This window comes from Microbacterium longlingense, assembly GCF_058349825.2.
This window is the reverse complement of the sequence record NZ_JBYRJA020000004.1, coordinates 160245-184168: the sequence shown is the minus strand read 5'-3', so window position 1 is coordinate 184168 and position 23924 is coordinate 160245. Positions and strand designations below refer to the sequence as shown.

General features: G+C 72.3%; 20 protein-coding genes and 1 tRNA gene. 10 read left to right on the top strand and 11 right to left on the bottom strand.

The genetic code is table 11. From position 1 onward, the window contains the following. Positions 1–24: 24 nt before the first annotated feature. The 3 genes from thrB to lysA are packed head-to-tail and all read right to left on the bottom strand — an operon-like array spanning position 25 to position 3739. The gene (gene thrB / locus AC3RXY_RS07655; RefSeq protein WP_491510308.1) at positions 25–975 is read right to left on the bottom strand and encodes a homoserine kinase; all 951 of its coding nucleotides are present in this window, start codon (positions 973–975) and stop codon (positions 25–27) included. Next, positions 972–2264, bottom strand: a complete 1293-nt coding sequence (locus tag AC3RXY_RS07650; RefSeq protein WP_491510307.1) for a homoserine dehydrogenase — start codon at positions 2262–2264, stop codon at positions 972–974. The genes thrB and AC3RXY_RS07650 overlap by 4 nt, the downstream gene beginning before the upstream one ends. After that, on the bottom strand, positions 2261–3739 hold the full coding sequence (lysA, locus tag AC3RXY_RS07645; protein WP_491510306.1) for a diaminopimelate decarboxylase: 1479 nt from the start codon (positions 3737–3739) through the stop codon (positions 2261–2263). The genes AC3RXY_RS07650 and lysA overlap by 4 nt, the downstream gene beginning before the upstream one ends. Positions 3740–3910: 171 nt before the next feature. On the opposite strand from lysA, the gene AC3RXY_RS07640 reads away from it, so the two are divergent. After that, positions 3911–4924 (top strand): YihY/virulence factor BrkB family protein, encoded by a 1014-nt coding sequence (locus AC3RXY_RS07640; protein ID WP_491510305.1) that lies wholly within the window; start codon positions 3911–3913, stop codon positions 4922–4924. A gap of 121 nt (positions 4925–5045) precedes the next feature. Here AC3RXY_RS07640 and AC3RXY_RS07635 read toward each other — a convergent pair whose 3' ends face one another. Both AC3RXY_RS07635 and argS read right to left on the bottom strand, forming a co-directional pair. Then, positions 5046–5792: an LmeA family phospholipid-binding protein gene (locus AC3RXY_RS07635; protein WP_491510304.1), complete on the bottom strand. Its 747-nt coding sequence runs from the start codon at positions 5790–5792 to the stop codon at positions 5046–5048. 4 nt (positions 5793–5796) lie between these two features. Continuing rightward, the gene (gene argS / locus AC3RXY_RS07630; protein ID WP_491510303.1) at positions 5797–7455 is read right to left on the bottom strand and encodes an arginine--tRNA ligase; all 1659 of its coding nucleotides are present in this window, start codon (positions 7453–7455) and stop codon (positions 5797–5799) included. A 73-nt stretch (positions 7456–7528) separates the two neighbouring features. On the opposite strand from argS, the gene AC3RXY_RS07625 reads away from it, so the two are divergent. Beyond that, positions 7529–7604, top strand: a tRNA-Arg gene (locus AC3RXY_RS07625). A gap of 60 nt (positions 7605–7664) precedes the next feature. On the opposite strand, the gene AC3RXY_RS07620 is transcribed toward AC3RXY_RS07625, so the two are convergent. Then, on the bottom strand, positions 7665–9260 hold the full coding sequence (locus tag AC3RXY_RS07620) for an ATP-binding cassette domain-containing protein (RefSeq protein WP_491510302.1): 1596 nt from the start codon (positions 9258–9260) through the stop codon (positions 7665–7667). Further along, positions 9257–10852, bottom strand: coding sequence for an ATP-binding cassette domain-containing protein (locus AC3RXY_RS07615; protein WP_491510301.1), 1596 nt, complete (start codon positions 10850–10852; stop codon positions 9257–9259). Before AC3RXY_RS07615 ends, AC3RXY_RS07620 begins: the two co-directional genes overlap by 4 nt. A gap of 48 nt (positions 10853–10900) precedes the next feature. Here AC3RXY_RS07615 and AC3RXY_RS07610 point away from each other — a divergent pair, with 48 nt between their 5' ends. From AC3RXY_RS07610 to AC3RXY_RS07585, 6 genes are all read left to right on the top strand, one after another. Next, positions 10901–11503, top strand: coding sequence for a TetR/AcrR family transcriptional regulator (locus tag AC3RXY_RS07610; protein WP_491510300.1), 603 nt, complete (start codon positions 10901–10903; stop codon positions 11501–11503). Positions 11504–11590: 87 nt separating this feature from the next. Further along, on the top strand, positions 11591–12619 hold the full coding sequence (locus tag AC3RXY_RS07605; RefSeq protein WP_491510299.1) for an ABC transporter substrate-binding protein: 1029 nt from the start codon (positions 11591–11593) through the stop codon (positions 12617–12619). Further along, positions 12616–13650, top strand: a complete 1035-nt coding sequence (locus tag AC3RXY_RS07600; protein WP_491510298.1) for a FecCD family ABC transporter permease — start codon at positions 12616–12618, stop codon at positions 13648–13650. The genes AC3RXY_RS07605 and AC3RXY_RS07600 overlap by 4 nt, the downstream gene beginning before the upstream one ends. Beyond that, positions 13647–14642 (top strand): FecCD family ABC transporter permease, encoded by a 996-nt coding sequence (locus tag AC3RXY_RS07595; RefSeq protein ID WP_491510297.1) that lies wholly within the window; start codon positions 13647–13649, stop codon positions 14640–14642. The genes AC3RXY_RS07600 and AC3RXY_RS07595 overlap by 4 nt, the downstream gene beginning before the upstream one ends. Positions 14643–14807: 165 nt before the next feature. Further along, positions 14808–15404 carry a DUF2249 domain-containing protein gene (locus tag AC3RXY_RS07590; protein ID WP_491510296.1) on the top strand — a complete coding sequence of 199 codons (597 nt, stop codon included), beginning with the start codon at positions 14808–14810 and terminating at the stop codon, positions 15402–15404. 29 nt (positions 15405–15433) lie between these two features. Beyond that, positions 15434–16273 carry an HAD-IIB family hydrolase gene (locus AC3RXY_RS07585; protein ID WP_491510295.1) on the top strand — a complete coding sequence of 280 codons (840 nt, stop codon included), beginning with the start codon at positions 15434–15436 and terminating at the stop codon, positions 16271–16273. 28 nt (positions 16274–16301) lie between these two features. Here AC3RXY_RS07585 and AC3RXY_RS07580 read toward each other — a convergent pair whose 3' ends face one another. After that, positions 16302–17123 (bottom strand): methylenetetrahydrofolate reductase, encoded by an 822-nt coding sequence (locus AC3RXY_RS07580; protein ID WP_491510294.1) that lies wholly within the window; start codon positions 17121–17123, stop codon positions 16302–16304. A gap of 102 nt (positions 17124–17225) precedes the next feature. Here AC3RXY_RS07580 and AC3RXY_RS07575 point away from each other — a divergent pair, with 102 nt between their 5' ends. Next, positions 17226–19052 (top strand): DUF2207 domain-containing protein, encoded by a 1827-nt coding sequence (locus tag AC3RXY_RS07575; protein ID WP_491510293.1) that lies wholly within the window; start codon positions 17226–17228, stop codon positions 19050–19052. 85 nt (positions 19053–19137) lie between these two features. Here the strand turns inward: AC3RXY_RS07575 and AC3RXY_RS07570 are convergent, their stop codons facing one another. The 3 genes from AC3RXY_RS07570 to AC3RXY_RS07560 form a co-directional block, all read right to left on the bottom strand. Further along, the gene (locus AC3RXY_RS07570; protein WP_491510423.1) at positions 19138–19992 is read right to left on the bottom strand and encodes a CPBP family intramembrane glutamic endopeptidase; all 855 of its coding nucleotides are present in this window, start codon (positions 19990–19992) and stop codon (positions 19138–19140) included. A 20-nt stretch (positions 19993–20012) separates the two neighbouring features. Continuing rightward, positions 20013–20756: a tRNA (guanosine(46)-N7)-methyltransferase TrmB gene (gene trmB / locus AC3RXY_RS07565; RefSeq protein WP_491510292.1), complete on the bottom strand. Its 744-nt coding sequence runs from the start codon at positions 20754–20756 to the stop codon at positions 20013–20015. Positions 20757–20830: 74 nt separating this feature from the next. Then, complete coding sequence (locus AC3RXY_RS07560) at positions 20831–21673, bottom strand: DUF3097 domain-containing protein (protein ID WP_491510291.1); 843 nt, start codon at positions 21671–21673, stop codon at positions 20831–20833. 240 nt (positions 21674–21913) lie between these two features. On the opposite strand from AC3RXY_RS07560, the gene AC3RXY_RS07555 reads away from it, so the two are divergent. Next, entirely contained in the window at positions 21914–23890 is a 1977-nt protein-coding gene (locus tag AC3RXY_RS07555) for a TPM domain-containing protein (RefSeq protein ID WP_491510290.1), read from the top strand. Positions 23891–23924: the final 34 nt, after the last annotated feature.

Sequence of the window (23924 nt, the reverse complement as noted above, 5' to 3'; positions counted from 1 at the left end):
TCGCGAAAGCGGTGAGAGGCCGTCTCACGTCGTGGACGTGACGCCCTCCGCGCGTTCCTTCACTGTACCACCCCGCGCATCGACGGCGATGAACAGCGCCTCCCACGCCGTGTCGCCCGTGTCGATCGACGCGGCGGCCTCGGCGGCGGCGAGGCGCTGCCCCGGTCCGTCCGCGAGCACCAGGACGCTCGGCCCTGCCCCGGAGACGACCGCAGCGAATCCCCGCGCACGCAACCCGCGCACCATCGCCTGGGTGTGCGGCATGGCTTCCGCACGGTAGTCCTGGTGCAGACGGTCCTCGGTTGCGTCCAGCAGCAGCTCGGGGCTCTGCGTGAGCGCGGCGATGAGGAGCGCCGACCGCGAGACGTTGAACACCGCGTCCTCTCGCGGCACCTGCGTGGGCTGCAGGCTGCGAGCGAGATGGGTCGACATCGTCCGGTTCGGCACCAGCACGAGGGGCGACACGCTGCGATGCACGAGGAGCTTCTTGTGCTGCGGGCCGCGCTCGGCGACCCACGCGATCGTCAGCCCCCCGAACAGCGCAGGGGCGACGTTGTCCGGATGACCCTCCAGCTCGGTCGCCAGGCGGAGCAGCGCATCGGCGTCGAGATCAGCGACGCCGTCCAGCAGTCCCTGCGCGGCGAGCACGCCGGCGGCCACCGCGGCGCCCGATGATCCGAGCCCCCGGCCGTGCGGCACGTCGTTGCGGGCGGTGAGCCGGATGCCCGGCATCTCGACCCCCGCGTCGGCGAACACGTGTGCGATCGAGAGGACCACCAGGTGAGACTCATCGCGCGGGATCTCCTCCGCGCCGGAACCGGAGACCTCGATCTCCAGGCCAGCGGGGATGGCAGTGACCGTGAGGTCGTCATAGCGGCTGAGCGCCAGACCCAGGGTGTCAAAACCCGGGCCGAGATTCGCACTCGTGGCCGGGACCCGCACCGCGACGCTGCGCCCGGTCAGATCCGCGCTCACTCGCCTTCCACCCGCAGCACGCTGGCGACGCTCTCCACACCCGCGGTGTCGGCCAGGCGTGCGACGGTCTCGCCCAGCGCCTTCTCCCGAGCCGCGTGGGTGCCGATCACCAGACGCGCGCGTCCTTCGTCATCTGCGGTCTGCACGACCGTCGCGACCGACACCCCTGCGTCGCTCAGGATCCCGGCGATCCGCGCGAGCACGCCGGGCTCGTCAGACACCTGCAGGGTGATCTGGTACCGGATCGTGATGCGCTCGATGGGCGCGGCGGGCAGACTCTGCCGCGCAGACTCCCCCACCCCCACGCCGCCGGCGATGTGCCGACGCGCGGTGGAGACGACGTCGCCCAGCACCGCAGACGCCGTCTGCACGCCCCCGGCGCCCGCCCCGTAGAACATCAGCGGGCCGGCGGCCTCGGCCTCGACGAAGACGGCGTTGTTCCCGCCGTGGACCGCCGCGAGCGGGTGCTCACGACTGATCAACGCCGGATAGACGCGCACCGAGATGGCCGCGTCGTCCGCCAGGCGCTCGCACACGGCCAGGAGCTTGATGACGTAGCCGGCGGCCTGCGCGTCCGCGATCATCTCCGCCGTCACCGACTCGATGCCCTCGCGGTGCACGTCGTCGATCGAGACCTCGGTGTGGAAGGCCAGGCTCGCCAGGATCGCGGCCTTCTGCGCCGCGTCGTAGCCCTCGAGGTCCAGGGTCGGGTCTGCCTCGAGGTAGCCCAGATCTGTCGCGAGCTGCTGCGCGTCCGCGGCGCTCAAGCCTTCGCGGTCCATCTTGTCGAGGATGAAGTTGGTGCTGCCGTTGACGATGCCGAAGATCCGCACGATCCGGTCGCCCGCGAGCGAATCGCGCAGCGGGCGGATGATCGGGATCGCCCCGGCGACCGCCGCCTCATACGACACCGATGCGCCGAGCTGATCCGCGACGTCGAAGATCTCCGGGCCGTGGGTGGCCAGCAGCGCCTTGTTGCCCGTCACCACGGACGCGCCAGAAGCAAGCGCCTGCAGGATGAAGCCGCGGGCCGGCTCGATCCCGCCGAGGAGCTCGATGACGATGTCGGCGCCGACGATCAGGCTCTCCGCATCGGTGGTCAGCAGCTCGCGCGGCAGATCGGCATCGCGGGGGGCGTCGAGATCGCGGACGAGGATGCCCGCCAGCTCGAGGGTCGCCCCGCTGCGCTCAGCCAGGTCATCACGGTGCTCCAGCAGGAGGCGGGCCACCTGCGACCCGACAGATCCCGCCCCGAGCAGGGCGACTCGCAGCGTGCGCTGAGGTGTCATCTCTCTCCTTCTTCCCGGGCATCGCCCGGGGTCTCTTCACCGGTCTCGCCGCCGTCCGACGGGCCGTCCGACGGGTCGACGGCAAGCCCCGCATCTCGGGCGAACAGGTCTTCCAGGGTCTCACCGCGGACGATCACCCGCGCCTCTCCGTCGTGCACCGCCACCACCGGCGGGCGCGTGAAGAGGTTGTAGTTGCTCGACAGCGCGTGACAGTAGGCCCCGGTCGCCGGCACCGCCAGGAGGTCCCCCGGGGTGATGTCGTCCGGCAGGTACTCGTGCTCGACGACGATGTCGCCAGACTCGCAGTGCGATCCGACCACACGCGACAACACCGGCTCCGCGCCGCTGGTTCGCGACGCGATGCGCGCGGAGTACTGCGCGCCGTACAGCGCTGGTCTGGCGTTGTCGCTCATCCCGCCGTCGACGCTCACGTACAGACGCGCGGCTCCCCCGCCGAGGCAGACCTCCTTGGTCGTGCCCACCGTGTAGAGGGTCACGCCCGCACGTCCGACGATCGCCCGGCCGGGCTCGAAGGCCAGCAACGGAACAGGAATACCGCGGACAGCGCACTCGCGCACGACCGCGTCGAGGATGCCGGCCGCCAGCTCGGTGATCGGCGTCGGCTCGTCGGCCGATGTGTAGGCGATCCCGAAGCCGCCGCCGAGGTTGAGCATCGGCAGCTCGCCGCCCTCGCGCAGCTCGGCATGGAGCTCGATCAGGCGCGACGCCGCCTCGGCGAAACCGGCCACCCCGAAGATCTGCGAGCCGATGTGCCCGTGCAGTCCCTGCAGGGAGAGCGCCGGGATCTCGCGGATGCGCGCGACGGCGGCAGCCGCCGTGTCGAGGGCGAAGCCGAACTTCTGGTCCTCGTGCGACGTGGCCAGATAGTCGTGGGTCTCGGCGTGCACACCGCTGTTGACACGCAGCAGGATGGGCTGCACGACGCCGCGGCGTTCGGCGATCGCACCGAGCCGCTCGATCTCGATGAGGCTGTCGACCACGATCGAGCCGACCCCCACCTCCACCGCGCGCTCCAGCTCTGCCACGGACTTGTTGTTGCCGTGCAGGCCGAGACGGGCGGGGTCTGCCCCCGCGGCCAGTGCCAGCTCGAGTTCGCCGCGGCTGCAGACGTCGACGTTGAGCCCCTCGGCGAGGACCCAGCGCACCACGTCGGCGGTCAGGAACGCCTTGCCGGCGTAATAGATGCGTACCAGGGCGTCGTGGGCGGCCGCGGCGTCGGAGAAGGCCGCGCGCACCCGGCGCGCCTGGGCGCGCAGTTCGTCCTCGTCGATCACCTGCAGGGGCGTGCCGAAGCGGTCGCGCAGCTCGGTGACGGGGACGCCGCCGATCAGCAGACAGCCGTCCTCATCACGCCCCGCCGACGATGGCCAGACGAGCGGGGCGAGCGCGTCGGCGTCGGCGGGAACGCGCAGCCATTCCGGGGCCGGCGATCCGGCGGACGAGACGGGGAGCACGGGCGACCAATCGTGTGGACAGGTTCTCCCGTTGACACGGGGAACGGCGGAAGTCTTCCGCAAATCCTACGGCACCGGGCGCAACCGGCCCGGACCGCGCGCCTCTCCGCCCAGCGCGGCCGGAGGGAGCCGCGACATGGCGCGACGACGAGGCGCGCATAGGCTGGGCGCATGGATGCCGTGATCGCCTGGGCCCTCGAGCGTCGACTGGTGCGCGCCTTCCTGCTGTACCAGGGGCGGAACGGATCGAACCTCGCCGACGGCGTCACCTATCGTGCACTGTTCAGCATCTTCGCCGCCGTGCTGCTCGGGTTCTCGGCGGCCGCCCTGTGGCTGGCCGGCAACCCGGCGGTGTGGAACGCGCTGATCGAGGCCGTCGGCACCGCGGTGCCCGGGCTGGTGGGCCCGGACGGCCTGGTCGATCCCGACCGGATCACCGCTCCGGTCGGACTGTCGATCGCCGGAGTCGTCTCGCTCGTCGGCTTGATCGTCGCCGCGCTCGGAGCGATCAGCACGCTCCGCCTCGCGCTGCGCACGATCGCGGGCGGCGCGGCAGAGGACATCGCCTGGTATTGGGCGCAGCTGCGCGACATCGGTCTGGCGCTGTTCATCGGCCTGGCGTTCCTGGCAGCCGCTGCGGCGACGGTGGTCGGCTCGGTCGGGGCACGGTGGGTGCTCGGCCTCATCGACCTGCCGGATGCCCGCGGACTCGCCGCCGCCGCGCCGACGATCGTCTCCGCGGTGGTCGTGTTCGCCCTCGACGTCGCGATGGTCCTCGTGGTCTTCCGAGCGCTCTCCGGGGTGAAGGCGCGTGGTTGGACGCTGTGGTCCGGCGTGCTGCTGGGCGCCGTCGGACTGACCGTGCTGCAGCAGCTCTCAAGCCTCTTCGTCGGCGGGGCCACGAAGAACCCGCTGCTGGCCACCTTCGGCTCCCTCATCGCGCTGCTGCTCTGGGTGAACCTCTCCGTGCAGGTGATGCTCATCGCGAGCAGCTGGATCATCGTCGGCGTGGAAGAGCAGAAGGATCGCGTGCGTGCGCGGTACGGGGCACGCACGCTCGCTGAGCTGCGCGTGCTCCGCGCCCAGCAGGACGTCGACGCGGCCGCCGCGGAGCTGCGCACCGCGGAGCAGGCCGTCGCCGCGGAACGCGAGAAACGGACGGCGCACGCGCGGGAGCCGCGCTGACCGCGCCCCGCGCTGCGCGAGCGCTTCCCCCGCGCATGTGAGCTTCCTGCGGGCGCGTTGCGCGGCTCCGTGCGACGCGGGCGCACATGTGCGAGGGAACGGATCAGCGGTGGCGGCGCCCTCAGTCGCAGGTGCCGGGTTCCTGCAGCGACAGATCGGTGGCGATGGCTCCGTCGATGTCGGCGATGAGGATCAGCTCCGCCTGCGCCACCTCGATGGAGACGAGGTGAACGCCGGCGGGGATGCGGTCGGCGATGCAGATGCGGTGCGCCCCGGTGATCGTGCGGCCGATGTCGCCGAACCGCTCGAGGTCGGCGGCTTCGAGCGTGGCGCCGGCCACGGACACCGACACCGGTGTCACGAGCAGATCACCCTCGGCCGCGTCGGGGCGGAGGGTGATCGATACCGGCACCGCGAGTCCGAGCACACGGAAAGCGCCCGTCGCGGTGACATCCGGCGCCGCGAGCGTCACCGCGTCCACCGGCAGCTCGGTGGTGGCCAGCAGATCGAGAACCTGTTCCTCGTCGATGCGCACGTTCAGCGTCGCAGACCCCAGGTCGCCGCCGCGCAGCGGGATTCCCACGCCTTCACCCGACACGGCGCCGGTGAAGGCGCCGATCGAGAGCTCGTCGGCCGAGACGCGCAGGGTGTCCAGGCGTCCGGCGATCACCTGCGGCAGCACCAGCCCATCGGTCTCGACGTCCATCGCCTGGTCGGCCGGCAGATCGAGCACCCGGATGATCTCGGTCCTCGCGATCGACTGCACGACGGAGCGCGCGATGAACTCCCCCGCCACGGCGAGCCCCGCCAGCAGCACCAGCAGGATGCCGACCACCCACGGCCAGCGCCGTCGCCGTTCGCCCGCCATCACGTCACATGCGCTCTGGCGCCGAGACGCCGAGCAGGGCGAGGCCGTTGCGGAGCACCTGACCGGTGGCGTCGTTGAGCCACAGGCGCGTGCGGTGGACGCTGGTGATCGGGTCGTCGCCCTTCGGGATCACACGGCAGTTGTCGTACCAGCGGTGGTAGAGGCCGGCGAGCTCCTCGAGGTAGCGCGCGATGCGGTGCGGTTCGCGCACCGCCGCGGCGAACCCGACGATGCGCGGGAACTCCTGCAGCGCTCCGAGGAGGGCCGCCTCGGTCTCGTGATCGAGCAGCTCCGGGGCGAACTCCGAACGGTCCACACCCGAGTCCGCGGCGTTGCGGGCCACATTGTGGGTGCGAGCGTGGGCGTACTGCACGTAGAAGATCGGGTTGTCGTTGGTCCGCTTCTGCAACAGCTCAGGGTCCAGCGACAGCGGTGAATCCGCCGGGTAGCGCTCGAGCGAGTACCGGAGCGCGTCCGTGCCGAGCCAGCGGCGCAGGTCGTCCATCTCGATGATGTTGCCTGCGCGTTTGCTGAGCCGCGCTCCGCCCACCGAGACCAGCTGCCCGATGAGCACCTCGATGTCCTTCTCCGGATCGTCTCCGGCCGCACCGGCGAGCGCCTTGAGGCGGTGGACGTAGCCGTGGTGGTCGGCGCCCAGCAGGTAGATCTTGTGCTCGAACCCCCGGTCGCCCTTGTCGAGGTAGTACGCGGCATCGGCGGCGAAGTAGGTGTACTCGCCGTTGGAGCGACGGATGACACGGTCCTTGTCGTCGCCGAACTCGGTGGTGCGCACCCACACCGCGTCGTCCTGGTCGAACACGTGCCCCTGCGCGCGCAGCCGCTCCACCGCCCGGTCCACCAGGCTCAGCCCCTCGTCGTCCTTCGCGTGCAGCGTGCGCTCGGAGAACCACACGTCGAAGTCGACGTTGAATGCCGCGAGCGACTCCCTCTGCTCCGCCAGCTGATAGCCGTAGGACAGCTCGCGCGCGACCACGAGGCGCTCGTCCTCCGGCAGGTCGAGGAGGTCGGGACGCTCGGCCAGCACACGCTGGGCGAGGTCGGCGACATACGCGCCGGCATAACCGTCTTCCGGGGTCGGCTCCCCCGCCGCTGCGGCGAGCACCGACCGCGCGAAGCGCTCCATCTGCGCGCCGGCGTCGTTGATGTAGAACTCCCGCGCGACGGTCGCGCCCGAAGCGGCGAGCAACCGCCCGATCGCGTCGCCCAGCGCAGCCCAGCGGGTGTGCCCGATGTGCAGCGGGCCGGTCGGGTTGGCGCTCACGAACTCGATGTTGATCGAGCGTCCCGCCTGCGAGTCGTTGGTGCCGTAGCTTGCGCCGGCCTCGACGATCGTGCGGGCCAGCACGCCGGCCGCCGCCGCGTCGAGGCGGATATTGATGAAGCCCGGCCCTGCGACGTCGACGCTGGCCACTCCCTCGACCGCGGACAGGCCGTCCGCGATCCGCTGTGCGAGCTCGCGCGGCGGCATCCCGAGGGTCTTGGCCAGACGCATCGCGAGGTTGGTCGACCAGTCGCCGTGGTCTCGGTTTCGCGGACGATCCAGCGTGATGTCGGCGGGGGTGACGCCCGCATCGACGCCCTTCTCGACGGCAAGGGGGGCGAGCACGGAGACGAGGGCTTCGGCAAGGGCATCCGGGTTCATAGACGGCCCAGTCTACGCGGGGCGCGCCGACGTCGTCAGCGAGCCCGATCCGGGTGGTAAGGTCGTTCGGTACGCCTCCGTAGCTCAGCGGATAGAGCGCCGGTTTCCGGTACCGTAGGTCGCAGGTTCGATTCCTGTCGGGGGCACCACACCATCACGGTTCGACCGTGCCGCACGCGAATCTCGGGTGTGGCATGGTTGATCTCCTGTCACCGCGCTCCCCCGCTGAGCTCGATCGTGCCGTCCGGCTGCCAGAGGCCCGGGTCGCCGTGGGTCACGAACACGATGGTGGTCCCGGTGCTCACGACCCGGGCGGCGATGGCGCTCTCGGTGTCTTTGTCGAGTGCGGCGGTCGCCTCGTCGAGGACCAGGATCGGCGCTTCCGTGACGAGCGCCCGCGCCAGGGCGACGCGCTGCCGCTCACCACCCGACAGTGCGGCGCCGTGCCGTCCGACCTGCTGGTCGATGCCCGCCGGGTCGCGGCGGATGATCGCTCCGAGCCCGGCCTGCTCGGCGGCCCGGATGATCTGAGAATCATCGGCATCCGGTCTGCCGAGACGGATGTTGGACGCGAGCGTGCCGCCGAAGACGACCGGATCCTGCGGGACGTAGGCGATCCGGCCGGCCAGCTCATGCTCGGCGAGCGCGGTGAGCGGGACGCCGCCGAGGGTGATCTCGCCGCCTGCGGGGTCGTCGAAGCGCAGCAGGAGTCCGAGCAGCGTGGTCTTGCCGGCGCCGGAGGGCCCGGCCACGTGCACGCGCGCTGCCTCTGGGATCGTCGCAGACACTCCGTCCAACGCGGGCGGCTGGACCACGTCGCGCAGGCCGATCGTGTTGTCGCGGGGGACGCTGGTTGCCGCCGGTGCTGGCAGCCTCGGCGCTGTGACCACCTCCCGATAGGCGGACACCGTGGCACGGACCTCGCTGATCGAGATGCCGGCGAGCGCGAGATCGTCGAGGGGCGCGCTCGCCCGCCCGGTGAGGAGCAGCAGAGCGAGCGCGGCCGGCGGATCGGCGAAGCCGCCGCTGGCCGCCAGGAATGCGGCCATGCCCGCGAGCGGGAGCACCCCGGCCAGCGCCGAGACGAATGTCGCTGCAGCCGCGGCGGTGTTCGTGCGCGACATCGCCTGCTCCTGTGCGCTCCAGGCTCGCTCGGCACGCCCGAATGCGCGATCCGCGGGAGCAGCGGTCCGCAGCAGCTCGAGGTGGTCGACGAGTTCGAGGGTCGCCGCGGTCGCCGCGTGCTCTGCGCGATGGCGACCGGCGTCCGCGCGCGCAAGTCGCCGCTGAGCGACGATCTGGGCGAGCAGTGCGGCGGCGAGGAGCCCGGCGGCGACCAGGGCCGGTGCCGGACCGCTGACGATGGCGATCCCGCCGAGCAGGAGGAGGGGCACGAGCGGCGCGAGGATGAACGTCTGCAGCTGGTGAGCCGGCACACCCATCAACGAGGGGATGCCGATGCCCGCGACGCGCGTGACGAGGGCACGATGCTCGGCGGTGAACCATGCGAGCTTCGTGCGCGCCACGGCACGGCCGAGCGCGGCGTAGAGGTCGCCGGCGACGCGCGCTCCGGCGAGATACCCGGAGCGCGAGCACAGCACGGTCGTGATGAGGGCGAGCCCGGCGGCGACGAGGACGGGCGCGATGCCGCCGCGCTGGGCGACGGCCAGCGCGAGCATCGTGTACGCGGTCGCCTCCGTCACGCCGGCGAGCGTCCAGCCGAGGCCGATGCCGAGCAGCCGGCGGCGGGCCGACCGCGGGAAGACGGCGGTCATGCCGGGGCGTCGCGGGGTCGCGGGGGTCATCGGAGCACACCGTTCTCTGCGGCGGTGACGGCCACGCGCTGGTCGGCGCGCGCGGCGAGAGCCGGATCGTGGGTGACCACGACGACCGTGCGCCCATCGTCGTGCGCGAGGGCCTCCACCTGCTCCCACAGCCGATCGGCAGTGCCCCTGTCGAGCGCGCTGGTGGGCTCGTCGAGCAGCACCACGGGGGCGGAGCAGAGGAAGGCGCGCGCCAGGGAGAGACGCTGACGCTCTCCCCCGGACAACGACTCGGCGTCGTCATCGAGGCCGACCGCGACCCCCGCCCGCGCGAGCGCGGCGCAGAGCCGTTCGTCATCGGCATCCGGGGCGGTGAGTCGGAGATTGTCGGCGACGCTCGCCGGCAGCACGTCCCCGCCCTGCGGGATCAACTGCACGGCGCCGTGGCGAGACGTCTCGTCGAGCGCGGCGACCGGTGTCCCCCCGATCCGGACCTCTCCGCTCGCCGTGGGCATCAGTCCCGCGATCGCCCGGAGCAGCGTCGACTTCCCCGCACCGCTCGGCCCGGTCACCGCGGTGACCGATCCGGCACGCGCCGCGAAGGAGAGCCCGTCGATGACCATCCGTTCTCCGGCGAACACGCAGATCCGGTCGGCCCGCACGCCATCCCCGTCCGGGACGCCGCGCTCTCCCGCCGGCAGCGGGGGCTCCGCCAGGAGCTCTGCGATGCGGGCGGCCGCCGCTCTCCCGGCCGTCACGTAGTCCAGGCCGTGGCCGAGCCGCAACGCCGGGGCGACCAGGGACAGGCTCAGCAGCAGGACCGCGGCGAGCCGGGAGATGTCCCACGAGGCGCCGACCGCGTAGGCGATGGCCAGGCTCGCCGCGGCCTGAAGCAGCGCGACGGCGATGGCGGCCGGGGTGGCGACGCGCCGAACCCAGGAGACCATGCCGGCGGTGAAGCGCTCCGCGGCCGTGACGTAGTCGGCGAGAGCGCCCTGAGCGGATCCGCTCAGACGGAACACCTCGATGCCGCGCGCGTAGTCGTCGACCGCCGTGGTGATGCCGGCCATCACCTCGGCCCGCTGCGCACCATGCCGAGCGGACAGCCGCGGAATCACGCCGAGGTACACCGCTGCCGCGACGGCGCCCGGCACAAGCGCGAGGAGTGCGGCCGGCCCCGCGGCGGCGAGGAGGAGCACGATCGCGGCAGCCGGCACGAGCGCGAGTGTGGCGACCTCCGACGGCAGATGCGCGATGAGGTGGTGCAGGGCCGCCACGTCATCCGACACCAGGCGGCGCAGGCGGTCGGTGGATCTCACGCTCAGCCTGTCGGCCGGCATCCTGAGCACCTGCACGGCCACCCGGCGCCGCAGTCGCGCTTCGAAGCGTCCCTCCGCCCGGTGCGCCAGCCACGCCGCTGCCGCCGAGAGCACCGCTGCGCCGGCCCAGGCGACGCACGCCGACACCACCCCTCCCGCACCGTCGCCCGACACCGCCCGCACCAGGGACCACACCGCTGCCAGGGACAGGAGTCCGGCACCGGCGGCGGCGATCGCCGCCGCAAGCAGTGCGGGGATCGACGGCGCCAGGACGCCGCGAAGAGCGGGAGAGGAGAGGGACGTCGGGTTGCTCACGGAAAAAGTATACGCGTATAGTTAGGGTTGCCTACCTTAAGGAGCACCATGACGAAGATCGATCGAGAGCGCGTCATCGAGAACGCGCTGGAGATCATCGCGGCGGACGGCGAGCCCGCCCTGTCGATGCGCCAGCTGGCGAGCGGCCTCGGCGTCACGCCGATGGCGCTCTACCGCTACTTCCCCGACCGCGACGCGCTGCTGCTCGCCCTCGTCGAGCGCGTCTCGACCGAGATCCGGCTGCCGGAGCCGGTCGGAGCACCCCGCGACCACGCGGTCGCGCTGGCGCTCTGCCTGCACGACTTCCTCGCCGACCACCCCTGGATGATCCGGCTCATCTCCACCGGGCTCCTCACCAGCCCCGCCGGACTGCGCTTCCCCGAGGGGTTCCTCTGCTGTGCGCGTGACGCCGGCCTCGCCGACGCGGCCGCCTTCATCTTCTACCGCACCATGTTCGCCACGGTGCTCGGCCAGGCCACCATCACCGCTGCGCGCCGCCAGAGCGGCATCGCGGTGGCCCCCACGCCACGCGCGTCGGAGGACAGCACCCCGGCTGTGGCCGCCCTGGCACCGCATTGGCCAGAGCTGGACGCCCGCGCTGCGCCGGAGGCGATCTTCCGCGCGGCGGCCGCGTTGCTCACGACCCGCTGAGGCCGCCGCGCCCTCCGGCGCCCATCCGGGCGTCCTGACGATCTCCGCAGAACCGACGATCTCCCCCGAACTGACAAGGAGTCATCCATGCCCATTCATCGACCCCACCGCCGGCTTCCCCTCGCCATCGGCGCCATCGCGGCCGGTGCTGCGCTGCTCGCCGCCTGCGCGGCGACGCCGGATGCCAGCGCAGGCGACCCGGCCGCCGAGGCTCCCCCCGCCGACGGCTTCCCGGTGACACTGCACAACGCCTACGGCGACGTGACGATCGCCGCCCGGCCCGACCGCGTCGCGGCGCTCGGATATGCGGACGTCGCCGTGGCATCGGCGCTGGATGCCAACGTCGTCCTCGCACCGCAGTCCTTCTCGGCCCTGTCCGGAACCGACGAAGACCCGAACCTGCCCTACCTCGCTCCCCTGCCCGACGCGACAACGTGGATCAACCCGATGAGCATCAACGTCGAGCAGGTCGCGGCAGCACGACCCGATGTGATCCTCGCCACCGCCGGCTTCACTCTCGACCAGGCGCTCTATCAGCAGCTCAGCGACATCGCACCGGTGGTCACCTACGAAGAGCAGCTCTACGCCGCCACCAGCGAGGACTCGGCCCGGCGCATCGCTGCGGCGCTCGGCGAGGGCGAAGCAGCGGAGGCTCTGATCGAGCAGGCGGACGACGCGATCGCCGACCTGCGCACGGAGCTGCCGAACCTCGACGGCGGCACGTTCCTCTACGGGCAGGCCCGCGACGGCGTGGTCGTCATGCTCGTCGAGGAGACCAACGTCACGGCGCGCTTCATGCATCGACTCGGCCTCGTCGCGCTCCCGGCCGTCGCGGGGCTCGGCGGCGAGGGCTCCGTGCCCGGCGCGATCGACGTCAGCTTCGAGCAGGCGCCGCTGTTCGACGACGCCGGTGTGCTCTTCATGACGTATCAGTCGGACGTGCTGCGGGAGGCCTTCGAGAAGAACCCGATCGTCTCCGCGCAGCCGATCATGACCAGCCGCTACGTGCCCGTCGACCTGGAGACCGCCACGGCGCTTCAGGACCCGAACGTCGTCGCGGTGCCCTGGCTGCTCACGCAGCTGCGGCCGGGACTCGAGCTCATTCCCGCGTCGTGAGCCTGGACCGCCAGGGGTCGACCGTCGCCGAACGCATCGCACCAGCCCGCTCCAGCCGCTGTCGCTCCCTGGCGGCAACCGCCGTCCTCCTCGCCGCGCTCGGCATGCTCCTCGCCGCGAGCATCCTGGTCGGTTCCCGGCCGGTTCCGCCGGACCAGCTCCTCGCCCTCCTCCGCGGCACCGCGGACGACGACCTCCGCACCCTGGTGCACGCCGTCCGTGTTCCGCGCACGATCGCCGCAGCTCTCGTCGGCGCAGCACTGGCCTGGGCGGGAGCGCTGATGCAGGCGATGACCCGCAATCCGCTGGCAGAGCCTGGCATCCTCGGCGTCGGCTCCGGAGCCGCGTTCTTCGTCACGGTCGCGCTCAGCTGGATCGGGGTCCACAGCGCCCTGGGGATCGCGACGGCCGCCGTGCTGGGCGCTGCGGTGATGACCGCGGCGGTGCTGGCCCTCGGACTGCGGGGTTCGACCGATGGTGCGCGGCTCATCCTGGCGGGCGTCGCCCTGAGCATGACGATCTCCGGCATACAGCTGGGCATCACCCTGCTCGATCCGCGGGCGCTCGACGCGATGCGCGCCTGGTCGGCCGGGTCGCTGGCCACCCCGGACCCGGAGGTGCTCACGATCGCCCTCCCGTTGCTCGCTGCGGGAGCAGCGATCGCTCTCCTGCTGTGCCGCCCCCTCGACGCTCTCTCGCTCGGCGACGACCTCGCCCGCAGCCTCGGCACCCGCCCCCTGCTCACACGGGGCGGGGTGGCCGTGGCCGTCGCCCTCCTGGTCGGAGCGGCAACCGCCATCGCCGGCCCGATCGGATTCGTCGGACTCATCGTTCCCCACCTGGTGCGCCCTTTCACCGGTCCCGGCACCGCACGGCTCCTCCTGGTCAGCACGGTCGTCGGGGCGGCCATCCTCCTGGCCGCCGACGTCGTCGCGCGGATCGCGCTGTGGCCTGGTGAGCTCCCCGTCGGGGTGGTCACGGCGGCCATCGGAGCACCGATCCTCCTCCTGCTCATCCGGGGCACGCGGTGAGCGTCGGGACAGCGCCGGTCCGCAGCGGTGGCCGGTGGGCGGTGGCGGGCCTCCTCTTGGCCGGGATCCTTCTGGCGGCCCTGCTCGCCGGCGACCTCGTCCTCAGCCCCGCCGAGGTCTGGGCCGCCCTGACCGGCCGGGCGGACGCCTTCACCACGACCGTCGTGCTGTCCTGGCGGCTGCCCCGGGCAGGTGCCGCGCTCGTCTTCGGCGCGGCGCTCGGCGCCGCCGGCGCCGTCTTCCAGTCGGTCACGCGCAACCCGCTCGGCAGCCCGGACGTCATCGGCTTCAACACGGGCGCCTACACGGGTGTGCTCATCGTGCTGCTCTTCGCGCCCGCCGCGGGTTTCGCACTGACCGCGGGCGCCGCCCTCGCGGGCGGGCTCACGACCGCGGCGGTCGTCGTAGCCTTCTGCCGCCGTGCCGGGCTCGGCGGCCGTACGTTCATCCTCACCGGCATCGCGGTCGGGGCGCTGCTGGGCTCGATCAACACCTGGCTGGTCTACCGCACCGACACCGCCACAGCCACCGCCGGCTCGGTGTGGGCGGCAGGCACGCTCGACAACACCCGCTGGGACAACCTCGTCCCCGCGCTCGCGGCGCTCGCGGTCGCCGCGGTCGTCCTCGGCGCTGTTGCACCGCGGCTGCGCGTCCTCTCCCTCGGCGACGACCTCGCCACGGCTCTCGGGCTCCGCGTCCGCGCCAGCCGTACGCTCCTGATCGCCGCCGCCGTCGCGTTGACCGCGGTCACCACCGCATCCGCCGGACCGATCCTGTTCATCGCGCTCGCCGCACCGCACCTCGCGCGGGCGACACTGCCCCCGCACCGCCCGATCGTCGCCGCAGCGGTCACCGGCGCCGTGCTCCTCAGCGCGGCGGACTGGCTCGCCGCCCACGCCTTCGCCCCCACGCAGCTGCCGGTCGGCGCGGTCACGATCAGCATCGGCGGTGCCTACCTCGTGCTCACGCTGCTGCGCCGGGCCTGCCGCTGACGCCGCCCCCGAAAACAGGCAGAAAGCACCAGAACAGGCAGAAACCCGCAGGAACTGCCTGTTCTGGTGCTTTCTGCCTGTTTTCGTGGGCCCCACATCGCCGGGACCGGGAGCTGCCGGGGCGACCACGCCGCCGGTTGATCCGCGAGCACTAGGGTTTATGCCATGCCCGACCGCGAGCTGGACCTGCGCGACGTGCCCCGCGCGGAACGCGTCGTGCTGATCCGACGGCGTTATGACGCGCTCGCGGCCGGCGATGCCCTCGTGCTCGCGGACGACCACGACGGGGAGCACGTTCGCGCCGACGTCGAGCGCGCGCTGCCCGGGGGCGTCGTCTGGGAGGACCTCGAACCGGGCCCGAACGCCTGGCGCGCGCGCCTCACCAAGATCTCCCCGGCCGCCCTCCCCCGCGTGGTGGGCCAGACCGCCGTCCTCACGGACGCGGCGACGGGAGTCTCCGGCGCGGTGTGGCGGCTCGAGCCCCGCGACCGTGGCCTCGACGCGAACCTCATCCGCCTGGGTCCTGCCGAGCGGATCGAGGAGCACACCGGCCCCGACCTCGATGTGCTGTGGGTCGTGCTGCACGGGTCCGGCACGCTCAGCCGCGAAGTCGACCGGATCGCGATCGGCGCCGGAGAGCTCATCTGGCTCCCGGCCCGGTCACGGCGCGGAGTGGAGGCCGGCGCCGACGGGCTCGGCTACCTCACGGTGCATCAACGACGTCAGGCGCTGACCATCGCCCCCGCCCGCCCGGAGGTCTGAGCATCCCGCACGTCTGAGACGATGGCGGCATGATGTCTTCTGCTCTTCCCTCCGCGGCGGACGCCGCCCGCATCCGGCTCGTCGTGGCCGACATGGACGGCACCCTGCTCGACGAGAGCGGTGCGGTGCCTGACTCGTTCTGGCCGCTGCTGGAGCGGATGCGCCGGCGCGGAATCGTCTTCGCGCCGGCGAGCGGAAGACAATACGCCACGCTCGCCGGACTGTTCGCCCCGGCCGCCGCGGGGATGCCCTACATCGCGGAGAACGGCACGTACGTCGTGCGCGATGGCGAGGAGCTCGGCGTGATCCCCCTCGACCCCGCGACCGCCGCGGCGGCGGTTCGCACGATCCGCGAGCTCGGCGGCCGGCGCGATGTCGGCCTGGTCCGCTGCGGCAAGCGCTCGGCGTACGTGGAGCGCTCCGACCGCGCGTTCCTCGACGAGGCCCGCACCTACTACGCCCGGCTGGAGGTCGTCGACGACGTCCTCGCCGTGGAGGACGAGACCCTGAAGATCGCGGTGTTCGACGCGGCCGGTGCCGAGGACGGCGTGGCCCCGGCTCTGGATGCCTTCCGACGGACGCACCAGGTGGTCGTGGCCGGGCGCCACTGGGTCGATCTGATGTCGCAGCAGGCGAACAAGGGCGCTGCTGTGCAGCGGCTGCAGGCGGAGCTCGGCATCGGCCCCGCCGAGACCTGCGCGTTCGGCGACTATCTGAACGACCGCGAGATGCTGGCGGTCTCCGGGCTGTCGTTCGCGATGGCCGACGCGCATCCGGAGATCGTCGCGACGGCCCGGTTCCGTGCCCCGTCGTACCGCGACCACGGCGTGGTGACCGTCCTGACGGCGCTGCTCGACGCGGCGGGCTGAGCAGCGCGTCCGGTCACGGCGCGTCCGGTCACGGCGCGTCCGAGGCAGCGCCGACCGCGTCCAGCGCGTCCAGCGCGTTGAAGCTGTAGACGTGGAACCCGGCGACCGCCGCCGGATCGGCGGTCGCGAGCGCCGCACGGCGCAGGGATGCGGGGTCGTATCGGGTGAGCAGGCGCCGGTTGGCGCCCTTCCGCACGAACGACAGCGACGGACCCACCCCGATGCGCGCGGCGATCCGCGCGAGGGTGAGCATCCCCACCCTCGCCGGAACGCCGAGCCAGAACGGCAGCCCGACATCCTCCGCGACAGCACGCCGGACGAACGCTCCCAGCAACGCGCCATCGAAACACATCTGGGTGACCGCGAAGTCGGCGTCCGGCTGCTTCTCGCGCAGGATCGACAGCCCCCTGGCCACGTCGAACGCGGGGTGCCCCTCCGGATAGGCCGCGACGCCGAGCGCGAAACGGTCACCGCACCGGTCTCGGATGCTCCGCAGCAGCGCTCCGCCGTCCGGATAGGCGTCGTCCGCGCCCGGCGCGTCACCCCCGACCACGAACAGCGATGCGACCGGCGTATCGGCGAGCCGGCGGAGGAGCTCGTGCAGCTGCGCCGGGTCGCTGACGCGCGCCGCCGCGAGGTGCGGCATCACGTCGTATCCGGCTGCCGCGAGCGACACAGCCGTATCGACCGTGTCGCGGATGTCGCGGCCGGGCAGCGCGGTCACACTGATCGCGGCGCCCGGCGCCAGGCTCCGCGTCACCTGCGAGACGATGCCGTCCGTCGGGACGATCTCTATGCGGTCGGGGAGGGGCTCTCTGCGCTCGAAGAGGGGAGGGACGGCGCTCGGCATGCGACCATGCTCGCATCCGGAGCGCGAAGACCGCGTATCGGCGGCACACCGGTTCACCCCGAATCCCCGAGCGCCGCCGCGGAGCGTGCCTAGCATGGGGGCATGACGCCTCACACCGCGCTCATCCCCGCCGCTGCGCTCCTGCTGGCGTTCGCCCCGCTCGGCACGGCGTCTCTGCAGACCTCGGCGCCGGATGACGTCGCCCCCACGGCGGCGTTGGCCGCGCCCCGCGACGCCGGTGTGGACGACTTCACGTTCGACACCTTCGAGGCCGACTACTACCTCGATCGCGACGCCGAGGGGCGATCGACGCTGCGCGTGGTCGAGACCATCACGGCTCGTTTCCCGTCCGTCGAGCAGAACAAGGGCATCGTCCGGCTGATCCCCCTCGACTACGACGGGCACCCGGCGTCGGTCGAGCTCGAATCACTCACCCGGAACGGCGAGGACGAGCCGATCTTCTCCGAGGAGCGGTCGGACGGGGTGCTGAACCTGTCCACTGGCGACGATGACTATGTGCTGGGGGTGCAGACCTACCAGATCACCTATACGCTGCGCGATGTCACGAAGGACTTCGGCGATCATCAGGAGCTGTACTGGGACACCAACGGCACCGGATGGCCCCAGCCCATCACCGCCGGCGTGACCGCGACGCTGCACCTGTCCCCCGCGATCGCCGACGCCTTCGACGGAAGGGTCGCCTGCTATCAGGGAGCGCAGGGGGCCGGCGACGCGTGCGAGGCGCGCGCCTCCGGCGACACGATCGTGTTCCGCTCCGACGCGGGACTCGGCCCGCACGAGAACCTCACGCTGGTGGCGGGGTTCGCCGCGGACACGTTCTCCGGCTACCAGGAGCCTGCGTTCTACGCTCCCCTCGGCATCGGGGCCACCGTCCTTGGCGCGATCGCGCCGTTCGTCCTGCTGATCCCGGCGATCGCGGTGCGGCGAGGGCGCGGGCGCAATGCGGCCGGCCGCGGCACGATCATCGCCGAGTATGAGCCGCCCGCGGACACGTCGGTCATGCTCGCCGACACGGTCCGCTCGCGCCAGGGCCCGGTCGTCCCCGCCCAGCTGGTGGATCTCGCCGTCCGCGGCAACGTCCAGATCCTCGAGGTCGGAGAGGGTCGCAAGGCCGGCTTCGCCGTGCGGCTGCTGCACACCGACGGCCTGCGGCCGGAGGAGCGGCAGTTGCTCGCGGCCCTCACCGATCTGCGCGAGGGCGACACCGTGTCCCTCGCCGATCTTCCGGAGTCGACGGCGACGGCGGTGCGCGCGGTCGAGACCTCCGTGCGCTCAGAGCTGGCCCCCGCCGACGGGCTGCGTCGGCGGGAGAAGACCCCCGGCGTCCTCGTCGGCGCAGCGATCGCCGGCTTCGTCGTCGCGGGCGCGCTCATCATCGCGGGCGTCGGGATCGGCAACCCGGCGCCGGTGCTGCTCGGCGTGCTCACGGCGGCGGCCGCGATCGTGTGCCTGGCCCTCGTCGTGGGGATGCACCCCCTGACCCGGAAAGGGGCCCTCCTCCGGGAGCACCTGGAGGGCCTCGAGCTGTACATCCGCATGGCCGAGCAGGAGCGCATCCGCGTCCTGCAGAGCCCCGCCGGTGCGGAGCGGAAGACCGTGGATCCGGATGACCCCGCCCAGCTCGTGCACCTGTACGAGCGTCTTCTCCCCTACGCGATCCTGTTCGGCCAGGAGAAGTACTGGGCGCAGGTGATCGCCCTGCAGTACGCCCAGGCGCCGCAGCTCGCGCCGCTCTGGTACGTCGGTGCCGGCGGTTTCGACTCGGGGCGCTTCAGCTCATCGATGTCGACGTTCACGGCCTCGACGACCTCCGCGTACGCGATCACATCGTCCAGTTCGAGCAGCGGGCTCTCCGGCGGCGGCTTCTCCGGCGGAGGCGGTGGCGGCGGCGGCGGAGGCGGCCGCTGACGGACCGCGTCAGCGCGGCCCGCTCCCCCTCGTACCCTGCCCGTCCGTGCGCGCCGAGGCCCGCTGCCCGGCCGGCGGCGACCCGTCAGAGCAGGAAGAACGCGTCGAGCAGTCCCGGGTTATGGGCATGCACGAGCACCGCGAAGACCACGGCGTCGAAGAGCAGATGCACCGTCACGACGTAGGCGAGCGACCGCGTGCGCAGGAAGATGAACCCCTGCAGGAGGGCGAACGGGATGGTGAGGACCGGACCCCACGCCCGGTATCCGAGGTCCCACAGAAACGACACGAACACGATCGTCTGCAGCACGTTGGCCACCGCGTCGGGGAAATGGCGGCGCAGGAGCGCGAAGACCGTGCAGATGAAGAACAACTCGTCCCAGATGCCGACCGCACCGACGCCGACGAAGAGCCGCGCGATGAGGTCGGGGGTGTCCACGACGGGCCAGTTGAGGTAGACACCGCTGCGGATGAAATAGACCGGCAGGATGAGCCACCCGAGCACGAGCACCGCGACCAGCCAGGTGCCGTGCAGCGCTCCCCAGCGTCCGCCGCCGCGCCAGGGGAAGCTGGTCGCGCGATCGCGGAACACGAACCGCGACACCAGATAAGGCACCAGCACCGCGCCGCCGAGGGCGAGCGTGAAGCGGATCATCGAGACGGTGTCCAGCCGGGCGGCGAGCGGGATGGCGGCGACGATCAGCAGGCCGAGCGCGATGAGGCCGAGGTCGCGGGTGAGCGAGGGCAGATTCCGTCCCGCGGCATCACGCGGACGGTGGCGCAGAGCGCCCCCCTCATCGGCAGCCGCCCCTGCCAGCCCGAGCGCGATCAGCGACCATCCCAGCCAGGGGATCTGCGCCACGAACAGCGCGGGGGCTGCCACGCACACCGCAAGAGCGGCGAGGAGCGGGACGGGCCGGATGGCCCGCTCCTCGAGCACGCCGGCGTGCGCGGAGCGGATCACCCGCGCGACACCCGCCGGTAGACGAGGTCACGGATATCCCGTCCCTTCGCGATGCCTTTCCGTTCGAACGCGGTCATCACCCTGCCGTCGAATCGTCCGGCCCATTCGCCGGTGAAGGCGCGTTCGAGGTCGGGCTCGGCGTCGAGCACCTCGCGCATCTGCAGGGCGTAGTCCTCCCAGTCGGTCGCCAGCCGCAGCAGCCCGCCGTCCTGCAGGGCGTGGGAGACGATCGGCCCGAAGCCCTGGCGCACCAGACGCCGTTTGGTGTGCCGCTTCTTGTGCCACGGGTCGGGGAAGAAGACCCAGACCTCCGCGGCGGCAGCGGCGGGCAGGAACGGCGACAGCACCTCAGGCGCATTGGCCTCGATGAGGCGCAGATTGCGCGCACCCAGACGGTCGGCGTCGAGCATCGTCCTGGCAAGGCCGGCGCGGAACACCTCGACGGCGAGGAAGTCGACGTCCGGCCGGGAGCTCGCCGCGTGCACGATCGCGTGCCCCTGCCCCGACCCCACCTCGACGATGAGCGGTGCGCTCCGCCCGAAGGCGGCGGCAGGATCCAGCCGCGCGGCCGGGTGCACGGAGGTGCCGGCGAAGGAGCGCTCGACCTCGATGAGGTAGTGCGGGGCGAGGTCGCTGAAGGCGCGTTCCTGCGCCTCGGACATCCGCCCGCTGCGACGGACGAAGGACACGGGCTCGTCGCGGAAGACGCGGTCCTCGGGAACGACGGGGGTCTCGGGCATCTTTCCAGGCTACCGGGGCGGCACGACGCTGCGGATGCGCTCGCGTCCGCTCCCCGGCCCGGCGCCGCCGGTGCTCAGCGGGCCGGCGCGGTCACGAAGTCGATGAGCTCCTCGACGCGACCCAGCAGCGCGGGCTCCAGATCGCGGTAGCTGCTCACGCGGGCGAGGATGCGCTGCCAGGCTCTGGCGGTGTCGGCCTGCGTCTGCGCCGGCCACCCGAAGGCCCGGCAGATACCGGTCTTCCAGTCCTGGCCACGGGGCACTTCCGGCCACGCGTCGATTCCGATGGCACGGGGGGTCACGCACTGCCAGACGTCGACGAAGGGGTGCCCCACGATGCGCACATGAGCGCCGTGCGGCCCGCGGGCGACGGCAGCCGCCATCCGGGATTCCTTGGAACCGGGCACGAGGTGGTCCACGAGCACCCCGTAGCGACGCCCGGGACCGGGAGGCTCCGCGTCGAGCATCTGATCGAGCAGGTCGATGCCCGCGAGGTACTCCACCACGACGCCCTCGATGCGCAGGTCGTCGCCCCAGACCTTCTCGACGAGCTCGGCGTCGTGCCGTCCCTCGACGAGGATGCGGCTGGGAAGCGCGGTCCGCGCCCTGGCATCGGCGACCGCGAAGGATCCGGACGCGGTGCGTCGCCGAGCCGGTGCGGTCTGCTGCGCCGGCGCACGAAGGCGTACCGGCTGACCATCCACGAGGAATCCGCCGCCGAGCGGGAAGACGCGCTTGCGTCCCCGGCGATCCTCGAGCTCGACCAGGCCACCCTGCACCCGGGTGACCGCGCCGCAGTAGCCGTCGTCGGCCACCTCCACGACCAGGTCCGCCTCGGCGGGGATGTCCGGCACGACGCGGCGACCGCGCTCACGCCAGCCGTCCGCGAGAACGTCGGAGCCATATCGATCGTCCATGTCTCCCAGCCTAGGAGCACCGGCGGGATGGTCCGGTGAGGTCGCAGCATGTCGCACCATCGCGCCCCGTCCGCCGGCTCCGCCACGGTCGCCGCGCTGGCGCGGACGGCACAGGAAACCGGGAATTCCGATCCCCGCACGTCAGGGGCGGTGCGTAGGATTGGCCCAGGCGTCGGGGAGCGGCGCCGCGCAGCCGACAAGCCGCGCAGCCGAGAAGGGGTGGCGATGCGACGACGCCGGATGACACGCCTCAGTGCAGGTCTTCTCGCGGGGGGTGCCCTGCTGATCGGCGCGCTCGCGTCGCCGGCGGCGGCCACGCCGCCCGTGACGCTTGATCCGGGTTTCGTCACTGACTCCGCCGACGTGCTCACCCCTGCGCAGGAGCAGGCGGCGAACGAGCGCCTCTCCGGGCTCCGCGACGCCGCGGGCGTCGATCTCTTCGTCGTGCTGGTCGACGAGTTCACCGACCCCGCCGGTCGCGTCGACTGGGCCAACCGGACCGCCTTCGGCAACGGTCTCGGCTCCGACCAGTACCTCCTCGCGGTTGCGACGGAGGGACGGCAGTTCTTCATCTCCGCCGACGACGAGGGTCCGGTCAGCGGGTCGCGGCTCGACGACATCGAGGACTCCCTTCGCCCCGTGCTGAGCGATCAGGACTGGGCCGGTGCGATCGACGTCGCCGCGGCGGGCTTCGATCGTTCCAGCAGCGGCGGATCAGGGCCCTGGATCATCGGCCTGATCGTGGTGGGCGGTGTCGCCGTCGTGATCTGGCTCGTGGTGCGCGCCCGCCGCCGCGCGATGCCGGAAGCGCTGGCGCCCGACGATGCGCACCCCGAGCTCGACGACGCCGAGCTGGAGAAGCGGGCCGCCCTGGCCATCGTCTCGGCTGACGACTCGATCACGTCGAGCAGCGAGGACCTCGGCTTCGCCGCGGCGGAGTTCGGCGAGGAGGCCACCGCCGACTTCCGTCGCGTGATCGGCGAGGCGCGCACGCGCATGGACGAGGTCTTCGCGCTGCAGCAGAAACTCGACGATGAGATCCCCGACACGCGAACGCAGCGCCGCGCCTGGTTCGCGCGCATCATCCAGCTCGCGACCGAGGCCGACGAAGCCCTCGACGCGCAGGTGGCCGCCTTCGACGAGCTGCGCGAGCTCGAGAAGAACGCACCGGCTGCGCTCGCCGCCACCCGGGAGCAGCGTGCCGCCGTGGCCCCGCTCGTCGCCGGCATCCCGGCACGACTGGCAGCGCTGGCTCAGCTCTACGCCCCCGCAGCGCTCAGCACGGTCGCCGACAATGCCGCCCAGGCGCACAGCAGGCTCACCCTGGCGGACACCAGCATCGCCGATGCAGAGACCCACCTCGCGGCCGGACGCCGTGGCGAGGCCGCCTTCGCCATCCGCACCGCGGAGGAGTCCGTCCTGCAGGCACGTCAGCTCGCCGCGGCGGCCGACACGCTGGGGGCCGATCTGGCCTCGCTCGAGGAGCAGGCACGGGCACTGATCGCCGACCTCGAAGGCGACATCGCTGCCGCGGCGGCGCTGCCGGACCCCCAGGGCCAGCTCGCCCCCGTCGTGGCAGCCACCCGCGCCGAGATCGATCGGGCCAGAGCCGATCTCGCCGGCGTCTCCCGGCGGCCGCAGGAGGTCCGCGACGCCCTGGACGCCGCCAACACGCGCATCGACACGACCACCGCCACGGTCCGCGATGCCGCCCAGCGTGCCGAACGGGCCCGCCAGGTCCTGCAGCAGTGGCTCCTGCACGCGCAGACGCAGGTCAACGCCGCGTCCGACTTCATCACCACCCGTCGCGGCGCGATCGGCGCGACGGCGCGTACCAGGCTCGCCGAGGCATCCAGCACCCTGACGCAGGCGAGCGCGCTCGCCTCGACCGACCCGGAGCAGGCTCTCGGGCTCGCCCAGCGCGCGGATCAGCTGGCGCGCGACGCCATCAGCGCCGCACAGAGCGACGTGAGCGGCTTCGGCTCCGGGGGCGGGTACGGCGGCGGATCATCCGGCGGTCTCGGGGGCGACATCCTCGGCGGCATCATCGGCGGGATCATCGCCAGCAGCGGATCGGGACGGTCCTCCGGCGGCGGATGGTCGTCGGGGCGCAGCGGCGGATCGAACCGCAGCAGCGGCTGGCGCTCTTCCGGCGGTGGCTTCCGGTCGTCCAGCTTCGGCGGCTCCCGCAGCAGGTCCGGGGGTGGTCGCTTCTAGATCCCCGGACCGTGGCACCGTCGTCGTCTTCGAA